This is a genomic window from Paraburkholderia sp. GAS41 (assembly GCF_050436545.1).
GTDB lineage: Bacteria > Pseudomonadota > Gammaproteobacteria > Burkholderiales > Burkholderiaceae > Paraburkholderia.
In genome coordinates this window covers 542,028-558,086 of the sequence record NZ_JBNDMK010000001.1, presented here as the reverse complement: position 1 = coordinate 558,086, position 16,059 = coordinate 542,028, and the positions used below count along the sequence as shown (strand labels likewise).

The following is a 16,059-nucleotide window of genomic DNA, read 5'->3' as shown; positions in this document are numbered from 1 at the left end:
CGCGACCTTCTTACACTGCGACCCACACGTGGCCGTCCTTGACCTGGGCGGCGAACGCACTGACCGAATGCTCGGGCGCTTCAAGACATTCGCCGGTGCGCAGATCGAAATGCTGCTTGTAGATCGGCGAGGCCACTACGATGCGCTCGCCCAGGCTGCCGATCAACCCGCGCGACAGCACCGCTGCGTGCGAACAGGGGTCGTAATTGTCGATGGCATAGACGCCGCCCTCGCCCTGCGCGACGTTGAACACCGCCACCTGCCGGCCCTCGACGAGCGCACACACGCCCGTGTCGGGAACGATGTCGTCGAGCGCGCAGATCGACACCCAGTTAGACGCAGGCTTCTCGAGATTCATGATGGTTTCCTCGCAATGAGTGACAGGGGCTGTAGACATCGGACTCAAACGGTCTCGGCGACCACCGGAACCGGAAATGGCTTGACGGCCTCGCGTTCGGCGGGTGTCGCGGGACGAATCTGGCCGCGCTCCTCGACGAAGGTCACGTTGCCGTCAAGCTTGTCGCTGTTGACGAAATGACGGAAACGCTTGCGCGTCTCGGGATCGGTCACGGCCTTTTTCCACTCGCATTCGTACGTGTCGACCACATTCAGCATCTCCGCTTCCAGCTCCGCGGCGAGTCCCAGCTTGTCGTGCACGACTACGTCGATCAGGTAGTCGAGGCCACCCTCGAGGTTGTCGCGCCACACGCTGGTGCGCTGCAAACGGTCTGCAGTCCGAACATAGAACATCAGGAAACGGTCGATATAGCGCACCAGCGTCTCGCGGTCCAGATCCGCGGCGAGCAGTTCGGCGTGGCGCGGCTTCATGCCGCCGTTGCCGCACACGTAGAGGTTCCAGCCTTTTTCGGTCGCGATGATGCCGACGTCCTTGCCCTGCGCTTCGGCACATTCTCGCGTGCATCCCGAGACGCCAAACTTGATCTTGTGCGGCGAGCGCAGACCCTTGTAGCGGTTTTCCATCGCCACCGCGAGCCCAACCGAGTCGCCTACGCCGTAACGGCACCACGTCGAACCCACGCACGATTTCACGGTACGCAGCGACTTGCCATATGCGTGACCCGATTCGAATCCGGCCGCGATCAGCTCTTCCCAGATGAGCGGCAACTGATCGACGCGCGCACCGAACAGGTCGACACGCTGGCCTCCGGTGATCTTCGTATAGAGGCCGTACTTTTTGGCGACCTGGCCGACCGTGATCAGCCCTTCCGGCGTCACCTCGCCACCGGGCATGCGCGGCACGACGGAATAGGTGCCGTCGCGCTGGATGTTGGCGAGGTAGTAGTCATTCGAATCCTGCAGGCTGGCGTGTTCCTTCTTCAGCACGAACTCGTTCCAGCACGAAGCAAGAATGTTGGCGACGACCGGCTTGCAGATGTCGCAACCGAGACCCTGTCCATGTTTGTCGAGCAGTGCGCCAAAGCTCTTGATCCCTTCCACGCGCACGATGTGATGCAGTTCCTGGCGCGAATACGCGAAGTGTTCGCAGACATGGTTGTTGACGGCCATGCCTTGCTTCTTCATCTCGGCCTTCATCACCTGGGTGACGAGCGCGACGCATCCGCCGCACGAAGTGCCCGCGCAGGTTGCAGTCTTCAGCGCGCCGATGCTGGTCGCGCCCGCGCCTACCGCCGCGCAGATTGCGCCTTTGGAGACGTTGTTGCACGAGCAGATTTGCGCGGCCTCGGGCAGCGCGTCGACGCCGAGTCCTGGCCTGGCCTTGCCGTCGCTCGACGGCAGGATCAGAAATTCCGGCGCTTCGGGCAGTTCGATGCGATTCAACATCATTTGCAGCAGCGTGCCGTATTCGGCGGCGTCACCCACCATCACCGCGCCGAGCAGCTGCTTACCGCATTCGGAGACCACCAGCTTCTTGTAGACCTGCTTGCGCTCGTCGCTGAACTGGTAGCTGCGGCTGCCCGGCGTCTTGCCGTGTGCATCGCCGATACTCGCCACATCCACGCCCATCAGTTTCAGCTTGGTGCTCATGTCCGCACCAGCGAAGCCTGCCTCGTCGCCCAGCAACTGGCTGGCGGTGATGCGCGCCATTTCGTAGCCTGGCGCCACGAGTCCATACACCATGCCGTTCCATGCCGCGCATTCGCCGATTGCATAGATGTCGGCGTCGCTGGTGCGGCAGTTGTCGTCGATCGCGATGCCGCCGCGCGGACCCAGTTCGAGGCCGCAGGCACGCGCCATCTCGTCACGCGGCCGGATGCCCGCGGAAAACACGATCATGTCGGTGTCGAGATGCGTGCCGTCCGCGAAGCGCATGCGATGCGTCCCCGTCTCGCCGTCGACGATTTCGAGCGTCTGCTTGCCGGTATGGACCTGCACACCCAGTTCTTCGATCTTGCTGCGCAGAACCCGGCCGCCGCCTTCGTCGACCTGCACGGCCATCAGACGCGGTGCAAACTCGACCACATGCGCCGTCAATCCGATATCGCGCAGCGCCTTCGCGCATTCCAGCCCAAGCAGACCACCGCCCACCACCACGCCGGTCTTCGCGCGCGCGCCGCAGGCTTGCATCGCCTCGAGGTCCTCGATCGTGCGGTAGACGAAGCAGTCCTCGCGATCATTGCCCGCGATCGGCGGCACGAATGGCGACGAACCGGTGGCGAGCACCAGCTTGTCGTACGACAGCGTCTCGCCGGTCGAGATGCGTACCGTGCGCGCTGCGCGGTCGATCGACACCGCCTTGGCATTGAGCTTGAGCAGGACGTTCTCGCGCTCGAAAAAGCCCGGCTTCACGAGCGAAAGGTCCTCCGCGGATTTGCCGGCAAAGAATTCGGACAGATGCACGCGGTCGTAGGCGGGACGCGGTTCTTCGCACAGCACGGTGATATGCAGTGCCGACCTTGCTTCGTCCACGAGACATTCGAGGAGCTTGTGACCCACCATCCCGTGGCCGATGACTACCACGTTCATGACAGGGGTTTCTTCAGGGTTCAGCCCGGTTTTCAGCTCGATTCGCGACATGATTTTCGTCCGGCAAATAAAAAGGCGTCCCGCGGATCCAATCGTCGATGCGACTGAATTCGGGGGACGCCGTTGTCCAAAAGCCCGTAATCTAGGAGTGACTTTTGCTGCAATACTGGCCGGATCATCGTTGATCCGCCACGCACTCTTATGCAAGGGCTATGCCATGCGGGGAAGCTCTGGCGCGGCCGGCCGTAACGGCGGGCTTCTCACCTGTTTCAGGGGCTACCGGTGCGCGCTGCGGGGCGATGCATTTTGAGGCGGGACGGCACAACGCTGGTGCGGTGCAGCACTTCATCCGTGCAGCGGCTTGCACTTAAAGCAGGCGCTTGCGTCCCTGCCCTCAGGCAGCGCGAGGATTTCTTCAGATGGCCTGGATATTGCCTTTGATAGAATGCCCGGCAACGATGTCGGCGCACCAAATCACGCGACCATGTGGGCGGCATAACCCACGCGGCGCACCCATCACGCAAGCTCAGGACAACGGCGTCCCCTCGTTCAACACGACGAGCGGACGCCGTTTGCATTCGGCGACCCACATCGGCTGAACACCGCAACCACGGCGCATGAACCAGGACATCATCATGGCAACCGGCAAGGTCACCTTACTTAGCGCAGGTCCGGGCGAGCTCGATCTGCTTACCATCCGGGCCGCGCGGCTGCTGGCGAGCGCGGACATCCTGCTGCTCGACGATCTCGTCAACCCCGCGATCGTGTCGCTCGCACCGCAGGCGCGCGTCATCCGGGTCGGCAAACGCGGCGGCTGCAAGTCCACGCCGCAAGCCTTCATTCAGCGGCTGATATTGCGCTATGCGCGCGCGGGACGGCACGTGGTCCGCGTGAAAGGCGGCGACGCGCTGCTGTTCGGCCGCGCGGGAGAAGAGTTGAGCGAATTGCGACGCGCACAGATTCCGTTCGAGATCGTCAACGGCATTTCATCGGGGTTCGCGGCGGCCGCCAGCCTCGGCATTTCGCTCACGCATCGCGACCACTGCCAGGGCGTGACGTTCATCACGGCGCACCTGCGCGACCACAGCGAACCCAACTGGGCTGCGCTTGCCGCGACTGGAACAACGCTGGCCATCTATATGGGCATGAGCCGCATCGACAGCATCTGCGCCGCGCTACTCACCGTCATGCCGGCCGCCACGCCCGCGGCGGTGGTGCAGTCCGCCGGCACATCCGACGTACACCACGTACTGGCGACACTTGCGACGATTGCTGCTGCCGCGCGAGAAGCCGGGCTTGGCAGCCCTGCCGTCATCCTCGTGGGCGATGCGATGGGCGAGGCGATGGTGAGTGTGGGACAGGCGATTCGCGCGCACGGGGACGTTGCAGCGCCTGCTATTTCTGAACACGAGCGCCGTTACGCGTGAGTTGACGACTCACGCATTAGCACGCTGTTCACCCGGCTAACAAGAACGCCAGAGTCAAAAAGGCCCGTGTCATACGACACGAGCCTCTGTTCACGAACCCCAGCGATGCGGCATGCTTGCCGCCCAGTTCACGCCCCGCTGTCCACCCGCACACCTGCGACCGAAAGGGGCGTGGCGACGATCATGCTCTCCGCCGGCAACGCCCATTTGAGCCAGCGCGCGCGATGCAGCGCGACCAATGCGAAAGCGAGCGCCGACAGCACGCCGAAGGTGGCGAAACCCATCTGATAGCTACCGGTGCTTTCCTTCGCCATGCCCATGATGACCGGCAGATAGAAGCCGCCGATGCCGCCGGCCGCGCCGATGATCCCCGACATCAGGCCGGTCTTGCCCTTCCAGCGCTGCGGCACCAGTTGGAACGTCGCACCGTTGCCGAGTCCAAAGCACAGGTAAGTCGCCACCAGCAGCGCAATGCCGGCCGGCAGCGGCGGCATCCATGCGGCGAACGCGAAGTCGCACAGTGAGATGCCGGCGAGCAGCAGCACCAGCGCACGCACGCCCGAAATGCGATCGGCGATCAAGCCGCCAAGCGGGCGCACCAACGCGCCGGTAAAGGCCAGCAGCGACATGAACAAGCCCGCTTCGAGCTTGGGCAACTGGTACAGCGAGACCAGCAGCGTGGTCACATACGACGACATGCCGACAAAGCCGCCGAACGTAATGCTATACACGAGCATCACCACCCACGTGTCGCTTTCCGTCAGCACGCTGCGATAGTGCCTGGGCAGCACCGCAATGGCGAGCAATGCACCCAGCACCGGCAACAGCAGCACGCCCGTTTTACCGCCGCCGAAGACACCGGCATGCACGGCCAGCACGAGAACGATCAGTCCAACTAACGTAATCAGAAAACTGCGCAAGGCGCGCGGCGCACTGCCCGATTTCGGCCCGAGGTCCTTCGCCAGGAAGAACACCGCCACGGCGGCCAACGCCAGCAACGGCAGCGCCGCGCCGGCGGCTCTGGTCCAGCCGTACTGGTCGGCGATGCCCGGGAACAGGAAGCCGTCGAGCACGGCGCCAATGTTGCCGGCGGCGGCGAGGCCCAGCACGAGACCTTGCACTTTGGGCGGATAGTTGCTGCCGGCCATCGGCAAGGCCACGGCAAAACTGGCGCCACCCACGCCGAGGAAGACGCCCAGCACCAGCAGCATCACATAGGAAGGCGGCGTCGGCGATACCAGCAGGATCACGGACGGCAGCGCCGAGAGCGCCACCCCCAGCAACGCGATGCGGCGGCCATCGTAGGCCTGGTACAGATTGCCGAGGGTCACGCGCAGGATCGCGGCACCGAGCACCGGCACCGCGACGAGAAAGCCCAGCTCCGCGGGCGACATCGCAATGTCCTTGTGAATGAACGGAGCGAGCGGGCCGAACATCACCCACACCGTGAAGCCGGTGTCGAAGTACAGAAAGCACGCTAGCAATGCACGCCAGTTACCGCTCGTGAGCGAATTCAAAAGATGTTTCATGGGTCTCTCTCGCAGGGTGAAGCGGGTGAAGAGCGCGATCGGCACCGCCGTGCCGACCTTGAAATGACAGCGCAAAAAAAAGCGTCCCGAGTGCCCAGCGCGCGCACCGATTGCTCGATGGGCTGCTGGATACTCGGGACGCCGTTGTCCCTGTGGGCCGCGACAAACGCGCGACCCCTCAAGTTTCAATACGTTGAGACCGCCATTGACCTCGATGCGTTGCAATGCAATAGACATGCCATGACGGGGAGCAAGGTTGCGTGCGCAACGGAATAGCGGCGGCGGCCAGCGCGCGCAGTCATCGACGAAAGCGCGGCTGGACAAGGCTCGGCGCCCCGAAGGCGAAGCGTTTCGCAGGGCATGGCCAGGCGGAAAAAATCGGCCTTCATACAGCACCTCCAGCGCGTGGCCGCGGACCGGCCACGCGCCTTCGCGGCGCGGGATGATTTGAGTTGGTGCAATTTTGTGGTGCGTCGCACCATGTCATGGCATCGCGCTTATGGCAAAGATCGCATGACGGCGAGGCAGCAACGCCTGCGATGACGCGGTAACATCCGTACTCCCGCTTAAGCAAACGCTGCGTAGCGTCCCTGTCGTTCCAGAAAGACCGCCTCACGGTGCGCACCTTCCGGAATGCCGACGCTGCCCGCATCGCACCTGCTACGCGTTCGAGCGGCCTTCAGAAGGCGCATGGCTTTCCCCTCTTCCATATAGACGGCATGTCACAGCATCCCAGGACAGTACGACCTCTCGTAATCGCCGCGGTCATGGCATCGATGGCGATGGTGGCGATCGAAGCCACCATCGTTTCCACCGCCATGCCGCAGATCGTGACGCAGCTCGGCGGCCTGCGTCTCTATAGCTGGGTGTTCTCCTCCTTTCTGCTCGCACAGACCGCGATGACCGTCGTGTTCGGCAAGCTGGCCGATCTGTACGGCCGCAAGCCCATCGCCCTGATCGGTATCGCCATCTTCCTGGTGGGCTCGGTGCTCGCCGGCTTCGCCTGGTCCATGCCGTCGATGATCGTGTTTCGCCTGATCCAGGGGATCGGCGCCGGCGCGATTCAGCCGGTCACGCTGACCATCGTCGGCGATCTGTACCCCGCTCGCGAACGCGGCAAGATTCAGGGCTATCTGGCGAGCGTGTGGGCCATCGCCGCGGTGGTCGGTCCCATGGCAGGCGGTCTGCTGATTCGCGATCTGTCGTGGGCGTGGATCTTCTGGATCAACATTCCCATTGGTCTCGCTTCGGCGGCCGGCTTCATCGCCTTTCTGCACGAACACGAAAAGCACGAGCGCCCCTCGATCGATATCGCCGGCGCGACGCTCTTCACCGTCTCGATCGGCGCACTGATGATGGCACTCACCGACGCCGGCAGCTCCAGCAACACGCTCGTCGGATTCGAGTTCGCGCTGTTCGTCGTGTGCGGCATCCTGTTCGTATGGCAGGAGCGCCGCGCGGCCGATCCGATGATCTCGTTTGCGCTGTGGGGTCATCGGCCCATTGCCGCGTGCAACCTCGCCACCGTGTTATCGGGCATGGCGCTGATGGGCCTGACGAGTTTTCTGCCGATGTACGTGCAAGGCGTGTTGGGCCGCTCACCAGTCATCGCCGGCCTCGCGCTGACGATGATGATGGTCGGCTGGCCGAGCGGCGCCACCTTTGCCGCGCGCTCCTTCCATCGGCTGGGGCTGCGGCGCACCCTGATCGGCGGCAGTCTGTTTCTTCCGGCGGGCGCCGTGTTCTTCGCTATCCTGTCGCCGCAAAGCAGCCCGGTCGTTGCCGGTCTCGGTTCGCTGGTGATGGGCTTCGGCATGGGGATCGTCAGCGTAAGCTCGTTGATCCTGATTCAGGAAATCGTCAAGCTGTCCGAGCGCGGGAGTGCCACCGCATCCAATCTGTTCTCGCGCAACCTGGGCAGCACGCTCGGCGCTGCGATGTTCGGCGCAGTGCTCAACTACGGGCTCGCGCATTCGTCTGGTATCGCCGCGGTGACTGCGGATCAGCTGCGCCAGATTCTGGATGCCGCGCCGGGCAGCACGGCGAGTGGTGCGGCCGTGCGGCTCGCCCTGCATCAATCGCTGCATCTGACCTTCGCTTCCATTCTGGTGATCTCGTTTCTGGCCGTCGTCTCGGTGATGATCGTCCCGGCAATCAAGCTGGGCGAAACACGTGCAGCGTCGGCGAACTCCGAATCCGTGACACTCGAATAGGCGCTGTACTTCGACGTTGCCTTCACAGCTTCGATGCACGATTTTCGCAGCTCGGATAGACTGCGATCAAAGCACGAACCATCACGGCAACTCGACATCAATACGACACGATGCCTGAGGACGCGCAACGCGACTCAGGCATCTCGTATCAAACGCGTGTTTGCCCCCGCAGCGAATTTAATTCTCTGACAAATATGCGCATGGATCTTCCAGACAGCTCCAGCCCTATCGTTGCGGAACACAACAAACTCATTTGCCTTCGAGCCAACATTGCGCGCGTGGGTATCGCTTTAGAATTCCCTTCATCATCCAGACGCTAAAGCCGTTCCCTGTGTGTCCCGCTGCACAGCTAAAGCAAGCAAAGCTCTGTACAGTGGCAAGCGTGCAATCGGAGCAACACGAAGATGTCCTGCGCTTGCACGTGTGTCTTAAGAAAAAAGCTTGCTCGAATAAACAAGTCACTCAAGTGGTCGGAACCCCATGCGATCAATCAAAACGTCTCTTCAAAGAAAATGTGTCCGCGCCATGGTGTTTTGCGCGCTGACGATCGGTACAGCGAGCGCTCATGCCGATCAGTTCGGGGTACAAATTGCCGGTGGCGTGGCCGATCACGATATAAAAAAGGCCGATCTCGGTTTCGTCTGGGACCCGGGATTAAGCTGGTGGGAAATCGGCGGCTTTCACTTTACTGTCGTCGGCGAAGCGCATGCGGCTTACTGGGACATTCAGGAAAGCGAAGCGGCTCATTCTAGTATCTGGGAATTCGGCCTGACGCCGGTGTTCCGCTTCATCAGAAGCTCGGGCTGGATTCGCCCGTACGTCGAAGCCGGCGTTGGCGTGCGCCTGCTCTCCCATGTGAGAGAGACCGAGACGCGCACCTTCTCATCGTCGTTCCAGTTTGCCGATATGGTCGGCGTCGGCGCGCAGTTCGGCGGGCATCAGCAGTATCAGGCCGGGTTCCGCTTCCAGCATCTGTCGAATGCCGGTATCGACCATCCGAACCCGGGCGCCAATTTCAGCGAGATCTATCTGCAGTACAACTTCTGAGCCCACGGCAACTGCTCTCCAGGAGACAGTTGCCGCGCGGTGTTCACAGCGTCCCGCCAGTGCGTGCTATCGTGGAGTGACTTCAAAGGACGGTTCACGCACCGTCGCGAACCGAATGCAACTCCGCGTAGCGAGTGTCGCCATGAGTGACGTACGCCTTCATCTGAGCCCACGCGATCGCGTGGAACTGTTGTGCTGGCTCACCTGCGGGAGCCTCGGCGCCTGGTACCTGAACGAGAGCTGGCCGGAACCGGCCTTTTACGTGCAGGCAGCCCGCAAGTGGCTCGATCGACACTTACGGGAAGCTGACTGGCTGAGTGTCGCGAGGCTGTCGGCCCTCGCGCTGGAGATTGCCGGGCGGCACGCGCGCTTTGTCGAGACGGAGTGGGCACGCGACGCAGTCGAAGAAATCCTCGATACGGACGACCTCAATTTTCAGGCCCGGCTCGTCACCCAGGTGCTGGCCGACTGCCAGTACGCCCTGGCGGACAAACGCATCGCGGACTGACCGCGAGGCGATGCCGCCGCCACGGCAGGGTTCTCGCGTAGCGCCCCGCGTACGCACACCTACAGTACGGCGCGCACGCAGACTGGGCCGTACGGCTTGCCGTTGCCGCACCCCTCGCGCGGCGGTGCGGTCGTCCCGCTCGCCTCTTAAAGCTCGTTCAGGCGTATGCGACAGCGAGCATGCCGCGGGATTTTGCTAAGCGATCCTGATTAACACTTTCCCCCAGACGGCAAACATCAGAGGATAGCCAATCCTGCTACGCTATACGCACAGACACGGGTTACCCGCCCAATAAGACCGGCCCCGCCCCCGAACGGACTGATATGAGACATCGTCGCCCGCGCCCTCCGACCTTTCCCGGCGAGCATTCCCATGCCGATCTGCGCGATCTGACCTTGACCTTCGCGCCGATCGCCATCTTCGTGGTGGTGGTCATTACCCTGGTGATCTGGTTGGTGGATCCGGCGCCGCCGCATACGATCACGATGAGCGCCGGTCCTCACGACAGTTCGTTTCTGCTCGCCGCCAACGAGTACAAAAAGATTCTCGCCCGCAACGGCGTCACCTTGAAGGTGCTGGAGTCGGACGGCTCGCTGCAGAATCTGCGGCGTCTGCTGGACCCCAAACAGCACGTGGATATCGCGCTGGTACAGGGCGGCGTCGCAGACGGACTCGCCGCATCGTCGTTGATGTCGCTCGGCAGCGTGTTCTACGACCCGCTGGTGGTCTTCTATCGCGGCACCGGCATCACGCGCCTCGCGCAACTCGAAGGCAAACGGATCGCCATTGGCCGCGAAGGCAGCGGCACGCGCGAGCTCGCACTCAAACTGCTGGAGGCGAACGACATCAGACCGGGCGGCAACACCACCCTGCTCCCCGACGACGGACTGCAGGCGGCGACCAAGCTCGTCTCCGGCGAGGTCGATGCGGCCATCCTGAACGGCGATTCGGCCACACGCGCCTTGATGCAGCGGCTGCTGCGCGTACCTGGCATTTCGGTGATCGACTTCGAGGAAGCCAGCGCGTACACGCGGCTCTTTCCGTATCTGGATGAAATCGACCTACCGCCCGGCGTGCTCGATCTGCGGCACAAAATACCGGCCGACACCGTCCATCTGATCAGTCCTACCGTGGAGATCGTGGCCCGCACCAACCTGCACCCCGCTATCTCCGACCTGCTGATCGAAGCCGCGCAGGAAATTCACGGCATGCCCGGTCTCCTGCAGCACGCAGGTCAATTTCCCAACGCGGTCGAGCACGAATACCCCATCAGCGAAGATGCACAGCGCTACTACAAGACCGGCAAAAGCTTTCTTTATCGTAATCTGCCGTTCTGGCTGGCGAGCGTCGGCGATCGCACGCTGGTGCTGCTGCTGCCTGTGGCGGTGCTGCTGTTTCCGGCCTTGCGTCTGATCCCCGGCCTGTATCGCTGGCGCGTGAGGTCGCGCATCTATCGTTATTACGGCTCGCTGATTGCGGTCGAACGGGAAGCCTTGAAGGAACCGACGCAGGCCGAGCGCGAAGCGCTGTTCCAGGAACTCGATCAGATCGAAGAGTCGCTCAACAGCCTGCGCATGCCGCTCGCCTATGCCGACACGTTTTATGTCTTGCGCGAGCACGTTGGCTTCGTCCGCTCGCGCCTCATGCAGGGAAACGCCTGACGTCTGCTGCATGGCGCCTCAGACGTCGCGGGCAATCAGCCGGCACGCCTTAAGCCCACGGCGGCGAAAAAGCGTGTATGTTGCCAAGGTGCGTGCGGCATCGCTTCGCCAACCCAGCCCGCCCTCGTCTCCGGGAGCCCGCAATGATCAACCTCAGTGCGCTGGATCTTTCGCGGTTGCAGTTTGCATTCACGGTGTCGTTTCACATCATTTTTCCCGCGATGAGCATCGGCCTTGCCAGCTTCATCGCTGTACTCGAAGGCGCGTGGCTGAAAACCGGCAAGCTGCACTACAAGGAACTGTGCCTGTTCTGGTCGAAGGTGTTCGCGATCGGCTTCGGCATGGGGGTGGTGTCGGGCGTCGTCATGGCGTATCAGTTCGGCACCAACTGGGCAGGCTTTGCCCGATTCGCGGGACCCATCACGGGGCCGCTGCTCACCTACGAGGTGATGACCGCCTTCTTCCTCGAAGCCGGCTTCCTCGGCATCATGCTGTTCGGCTGGGACCGTGTGGGGCGGGCCGCGCACTTCGGCGCCACGCTGCTGGTGGCTACCGGCACGCTGATCTCGACCTTCTGGATTCTCGCCTCGAATAGCTGGATGCAGACGCCCCAGGGCTTCACGGTCGAGAACGGGCACGTGGTCCCGCTCGACTGGCTCAAGATTATCTTCAACCCCTCGTTTCCGTATCGCCTCGCGCACATGGCGATTGCCGCCTTCATCGTCGGCGCGCTGCTCGTGGCGGCAACCGGCGCCTGGCATTTGCTGCGCGGCCGGCGCGATCCTGCGGTCAAGACCATGTTTTCGATGGCGCTATGGCTGTTGCTGGTCCTCGCGCCGATCCAGGCTGAGGTAGGCGACCAGCACGGTCTGAACACACGCAAGTACCAACCCGCAAAAATCGCCGCCATCGAAGGCCTGTGGGAAACGGAACACGGCGGCACGGCGCTCAACCTGATCGGCTTTCCGGACATGCAGGCCGAAGTGACCCGCTACGCGATCCAGATTCCGCACCTGGGCAGCCTGATTCTGACGCACTCGTGGGACGGCGAAATTCGCGGCCTCAAGGAGTTTCCCGCGAACGACCGGCCGAATTCATCCGTCATTTTCTGGACCTTCCGGACCATGGCGGGTCTCGGCATGCTGATGATCCTGCTGGCCGTGATCGGCCTGATCCTGCGGCGCGGCGGGCGCATCTACGAGAGCCGGGTGTTTCAGACCTGCATGCTGGCGATGGGTCCAGCCGGCTTCATCACGCTGATCGCCGGCTGGATCACGACCGAAATGGGCCGGCAACCGTGGGTCGTCTATGGCGTGCTGCGGACGGCGCAAGCAGTGTCGCCCGTGACGCAGCAGGACGTGAGCGTGTCGCTGATGATCTTCGTGATCGTCTACTTCCTGGTGTTTTGCACCGGCATCTATTACATCTTCAGACTGCTGCGACTCGGACCGCCATTCGACGAAGCAGCGCCGCGCCCGGTGCCGGGCGCCGATGCGAACAGCAGTGGCCGCCGACCGCTGGCGGCGGTCGAATGACCCGCTCACCGTGGCAGCCAACGGCAACGGCGGAAAAAAGCGGTGACCACTCGCGGTAGACAACAGCACTCTCCATTCATCTGAACGGGAGCACAGCATGGACGTGACGACTATCTGGGCCGCGATCATTGCTCTCGGGCTCTTCATGTATGTCGCCCTGGATGGCTTCGATCTCGGCATCGGTCTGATCTTTCCGTTTTTCCCCGACGACGCCGAACGCGACCTGATGATCAGCACGATCGCACCGGTCTGGGACGGCAACGAAACCTGGCTGGTGCTCGGCGGCGCCGCGCTGTTCGCGGCCTTTCCCACGGTCTATTCGATCGTGCTCTCGGCGCTCTATCTGCCGATCGTCACCATGCTCGTGTGTCTGATCTTTCGCGGCGTCTCGTTCGAGATTCGCGAGAAAGCGACCCGCACGAAGAACCTCTGGAATCTCGCGTTCATCGCCGGATCGGGCGGTGCGTCGTTCTTTCAGGGCGTCATTCTCGGGGCTTATCTGCAGGGGATTCCCGTGACCGACGGCGTGTTCGCCGGACCGTCGTTCTTCTGGCTCTCGCCGTTCAGCCTGCTGACCGGCTTCGGCCTGATGGCCACCTACGCGCTATTGGGCGCCTGCTGGCTCATCATGAAAACCGAGGGCGACCTGCAGCACCGGCTGCACGAAGTGGTGCGTCCGCTCACGCTCGTGCTGCTCGCGTTCATGGTCGTCGTGTCGATCTGGACGCCGCTCACCGACGCGAAAATCGCGCAGCGCTGGTTCGACTCCGGTCTGCTGCACCGCTTGCTGCCGGTGCCCTTTCTGGTCGTGATTACCGCGCTGTTCATGTTCCGCGCGTTGCGGCGGCATCACGACAACACGCCCTTTCTGCTGGCATTGCTGCTGATTCTGCTCGGCTATCTTGGCCTGCTCGTCAGTATCTGGCCGTATGCCATACCCAATGTGCTCACCCTCGAAGACGCGGCCGCGCCACGTTCGAGCCAGCTTTTCACGCTGGTGGGCGCGGTCATCATCCTGCCGGTCATCCTTGTCTACACGACGCTTGGATACCACGTGTTCCGCGGCAAATCGGCCCCGGGTGCGAAGTACCACTAAGCTCGCCGAGCGAGGCTGCCATGCGCCACCCACCATCCTCCCCATCCTCCCCATCCTCCCCATCCTCCCCAGCCGCCCCAGCGTCACTTCAGGCGACGAAGCAGCCCGCCCGGGGCCGGCTCAAGCGTGTGCTCTGGTTCATCGCGCTGTGGTGTGTTGGCGTGGCCGGCGCGATGCTGCTTGCGCTGCCATTTCGCCTGCTGATGCAGGCGGCCATGCGCTGAGGTTGCGACCGCGCGCTGCGGCTCGTCAGTTGCGCCGATGCCGGCAACGTCGCGGAGGTCTTCTGACGCTACCGCCACCTTACGGCCATACCGCTGTCATCCTCGCATACGCGGTGCACATGCCTGATGCAGCCTGCAGCAATCCTTACCCATTGCTTTCGTTATATTTCGTTTAGCACGCTGCGCGGCATCGAAGCTTTCGAAACGTGCGGAACCGTTACCGCGAGTTACACAGCGCCCTCTCAGTAACTCCTCGCAATCCTTTCCGCAGTCACGATAGTCGGTGAGGCCGCCCTGGCACATTACACTCGCACGCATGGCTAGCCACCCTTGCGAAGTCGCGGCGATATGAGCGGCTCGAGGGTGACAACACGCAGTAAACGTGGCACTTTGCGCAGTTGCGGCAAATCCGGCTTTTCCGCCGCGGCCTGCTTGGCCGAACCGGACAGATGAACCGGTCGCGCGAGCAGTGTCAGTAGTTTTTGCCGGTCCGGCCGGGTGGTGCCGGGTCAAACAATAATCGTCAATAGCAATAAAAGCTTTCGGAGAAAGATATGAGCGAAGCCGTGTCCACGCAGCCGAAGCGCTCACGCCGCGGGTTGATCCTGTTCGCGGTCATTGTGCTGGTGCTGGTTGCAGTCGTGGTTGTGCACGTGCTGCGCCAGAAGAAGCCCGTTCGCGCCGCCGCGCCGCAAGTCGTGACGACGGCCACCGCAACGCTTGGCTCCATGCCGCAAACCCTCAGCGAACTCGGCACGGTGACGCCGGTTGCGACGGTGACGGTGCTGCCGCAACTGAGCGGTTATCTGACCGCGGTCGGTTATCACGAAGGCCAGGACGTGCAGAAAGGCCAGTTCCTCGCCCAGATCGATCCCCGTCAGTATGAGATCGACAAGCAGCAGGCCCAGGCCACGCTCGCGAAGGACCAGGCCTCGCTCGCCCAGGCGCGCGCCGACCTCGCACGCTATACGCAACTGAACGAACACAAGTCGATTGCCGAGCAGACCTTCACCGACCAGCAGTTCCTCGTCCAGCAGGACGAAGCCGCCATCAAGGTGGACCTCGCGAACATCGCGCAATTCGATCTCGATCTGGCCTATTGCCACATCACCGCGCCGGTTTCCGGGCGCGTCGGCCTGCGCCTCGTCGACCCGGGCAACTACGTGACGGCATCGTCGTCGCCGGGCATCGTGGTCATCACCACGATGAAGCCGACCACGGTGCAGTTCACCGTGCCGCAGGATGCGCTCGCCAGCGTGCTGCAACGCATGGGCACCGGCGCGAACCTGCCGGTCACCGCCTACAGCAGCGACAACTCGAAGCAGATCGCCACCGGCATGCTGTACGCGGTGAGCAACCAGATGGCCACGGCCACCGGCACGGTGACCTTGCGGGCCACCTTTGCCAATGACGACGAGGCGCTGTTCCCGAACGAGTTCGTCAATATCAAGCTGCTGGTCGACACGCTGCAAAATGCCGTGCTGGTGCCCACGCCGGCGGTGCAGACCGGGGCGCCCGGCGACTATGTCTACCTCGTGAACGCCAATAACACGGTCTCCGTGCACAAGGTCACACTGGGCCCGAGCGACGGCAAGAACACCGTTATCACGTCAGGACTCTCGGCGGGCAACATCGTCGTCACGGACGGCACCGACCGCCTGAGCGACGGCGCACCGATCAAGGCGTCCGCGGCGCGGCCTGCGTCGGGTGCTTCGGCAGCCTCGGGCGCTGCGGGCGCTTCGGGCGCGACGACCGGAACGGACGCTTCGGATGCGGCCGCCGCGAGCGGCGCCAAAGCCCATCACAAGCGGGCCTCGAGCGACGCCTCGGGGGCCAGTGCGGCCGCCGCCGACGCTGCTTCGTAGACGAAGAC

The 16,059-nt window shown here is 62.9% G+C and carries 11 protein-coding genes; 8 read left to right on the top strand and 3 right to left on the bottom strand.

Annotated features, from left to right (window positions below; genetic code table 11):
• Nucleotides 1-10: 10 nt before the first annotated feature.
• Both nirD and nirB read right to left on the bottom strand, forming a co-directional pair.
• The gene (gene nirD / locus P3T43_RS02465) at nucleotides 11-358 is read right to left on the bottom strand and encodes a nitrite reductase small subunit NirD (RefSeq protein WP_429279427.1); all 348 of its coding nucleotides are present in this window, start codon (nucleotides 356-358) and stop codon (nucleotides 11-13) included.
• A gap of 44 nt (nucleotides 359-402) precedes the next feature.
• Nucleotides 403-2,946, bottom strand: a complete 2,544-nt coding sequence (gene nirB, locus P3T43_RS02460) for a nitrite reductase large subunit NirB (protein WP_429279592.1) — start codon at nucleotides 2,944-2,946, stop codon at nucleotides 403-405.
• A 617-nt stretch (nucleotides 2,947-3,563) separates the two neighbouring features.
• Between nirB and cobA the strand changes: the two genes are divergently transcribed.
• Nucleotides 3,564-4,373, top strand: a complete 810-nt coding sequence (cobA, locus tag P3T43_RS02455; RefSeq protein ID WP_429279426.1) for a uroporphyrinogen-III C-methyltransferase — start codon at nucleotides 3,564-3,566, stop codon at nucleotides 4,371-4,373.
• 128 nt (nucleotides 4,374-4,501) lie between these two features.
• Here the strand turns inward: cobA and P3T43_RS02450 are convergent, their stop codons facing one another.
• Nucleotides 4,502-5,902 carry an MFS transporter gene (locus tag P3T43_RS02450; protein WP_429279425.1) on the bottom strand — a complete coding sequence of 467 codons (1,401 nt, stop codon included), beginning with the start codon at nucleotides 5,900-5,902 and terminating at the stop codon, nucleotides 4,502-4,504.
• Nucleotides 5,903-6,621: 719 nt separating this feature from the next.
• Between P3T43_RS02450 and P3T43_RS02445 the strand changes: the two genes are divergently transcribed.
• The 7 genes from P3T43_RS02445 to P3T43_RS02415 all read left to right on the top strand — a co-directional run bounded on the left by P3T43_RS02445 (nucleotide 6,622) and on the right by P3T43_RS02415 (nucleotide 16,051).
• Nucleotides 6,622-8,115 carry an MDR family MFS transporter gene (locus P3T43_RS02445; RefSeq protein WP_429279424.1) on the top strand — a complete coding sequence of 498 codons (1,494 nt, stop codon included), beginning with the start codon at nucleotides 6,622-6,624 and terminating at the stop codon, nucleotides 8,113-8,115.
• A gap of 480 nt (nucleotides 8,116-8,595) precedes the next feature.
• Entirely contained in the window at nucleotides 8,596-9,162 is a 567-nt protein-coding gene (locus tag P3T43_RS02440; RefSeq protein WP_429279423.1) for an acyloxyacyl hydrolase, read from the top strand.
• Nucleotides 9,163-9,304: 142 nt separating this feature from the next.
• Nucleotides 9,305-9,670, top strand: coding sequence for a hypothetical protein (locus P3T43_RS02435; protein WP_429279422.1), 366 nt, complete (start codon nucleotides 9,305-9,307; stop codon nucleotides 9,668-9,670).
• 323 nt (nucleotides 9,671-9,993) lie between these two features.
• A complete protein-coding gene (locus P3T43_RS02430) occupies nucleotides 9,994-11,331 on the top strand; it encodes a TAXI family TRAP transporter solute-binding subunit (RefSeq protein ID WP_429279421.1) in 1,338 nt (445 codons plus the stop codon).
• 143 nt (nucleotides 11,332-11,474) lie between these two features.
• The gene (locus P3T43_RS02425) at nucleotides 11,475-12,866 is read left to right on the top strand and encodes a cytochrome ubiquinol oxidase subunit I (RefSeq protein ID WP_429279420.1); all 1,392 of its coding nucleotides are present in this window, start codon (nucleotides 11,475-11,477) and stop codon (nucleotides 12,864-12,866) included.
• Between the two features lie 97 nt (nucleotides 12,867-12,963).
• Nucleotides 12,964-13,962 (top strand): cytochrome d ubiquinol oxidase subunit II, encoded by a 999-nt coding sequence (gene cydB / locus P3T43_RS02420; RefSeq protein ID WP_429279419.1) that lies wholly within the window; start codon nucleotides 12,964-12,966, stop codon nucleotides 13,960-13,962.
• A 778-nt stretch (nucleotides 13,963-14,740) separates the two neighbouring features.
• The gene (locus P3T43_RS02415; protein WP_429279418.1) at nucleotides 14,741-16,051 is read left to right on the top strand and encodes an efflux RND transporter periplasmic adaptor subunit; all 1,311 of its coding nucleotides are present in this window, start codon (nucleotides 14,741-14,743) and stop codon (nucleotides 16,049-16,051) included.
• Nucleotides 16,052-16,059 lie beyond the last annotated feature (8 nt).

What these genes read in the sequence shown, in the direction of transcription:
- nirD (WP_429279427.1), bottom strand. Translation starts at nt 358, where the DNA reads ATGAATCTCGAGAAGCCTGCGTCTAACTGGGTGTCGATCTGCGCGCTC.
- nirB (WP_429279592.1), bottom strand. Translation starts at nt 2,946, where the DNA reads ATGAACGTGGTAGTCATCGGCCACGGGATGGTGGGTCACAAGCTCCTC.
- cobA (WP_429279426.1), top strand. Translation starts at nt 3,564, where the DNA reads ATGAACCAGGACATCATCATGGCAACCGGCAAGGTCACCTTACTTAGC.
- P3T43_RS02450 (WP_429279425.1), bottom strand. Translation starts at nt 5,902, where the DNA reads ATGAAACATCTTTTGAATTCGCTCACGAGCGGTAACTGGCGTGCATTG.
- P3T43_RS02445 (WP_429279424.1), top strand. Translation starts at nt 6,622, where the DNA reads ATGTCACAGCATCCCAGGACAGTACGACCTCTCGTAATCGCCGCGGTC.
- P3T43_RS02440 (WP_429279423.1), top strand. Translation starts at nt 8,596, where the DNA reads ATGCGATCAATCAAAACGTCTCTTCAAAGAAAATGTGTCCGCGCCATG.
- P3T43_RS02435 (WP_429279422.1), top strand. Translation starts at nt 9,305, where the DNA reads ATGAGTGACGTACGCCTTCATCTGAGCCCACGCGATCGCGTGGAACTG.
- P3T43_RS02430 (WP_429279421.1), top strand. Translation starts at nt 9,994, where the DNA reads ATGAGACATCGTCGCCCGCGCCCTCCGACCTTTCCCGGCGAGCATTCC.
- P3T43_RS02425 (WP_429279420.1), top strand. Translation starts at nt 11,475, where the DNA reads ATGATCAACCTCAGTGCGCTGGATCTTTCGCGGTTGCAGTTTGCATTC.
- cydB (WP_429279419.1), top strand. Translation starts at nt 12,964, where the DNA reads ATGGACGTGACGACTATCTGGGCCGCGATCATTGCTCTCGGGCTCTTC.
- P3T43_RS02415 (WP_429279418.1), top strand. Translation starts at nt 14,741, where the DNA reads ATGAGCGAAGCCGTGTCCACGCAGCCGAAGCGCTCACGCCGCGGGTTG.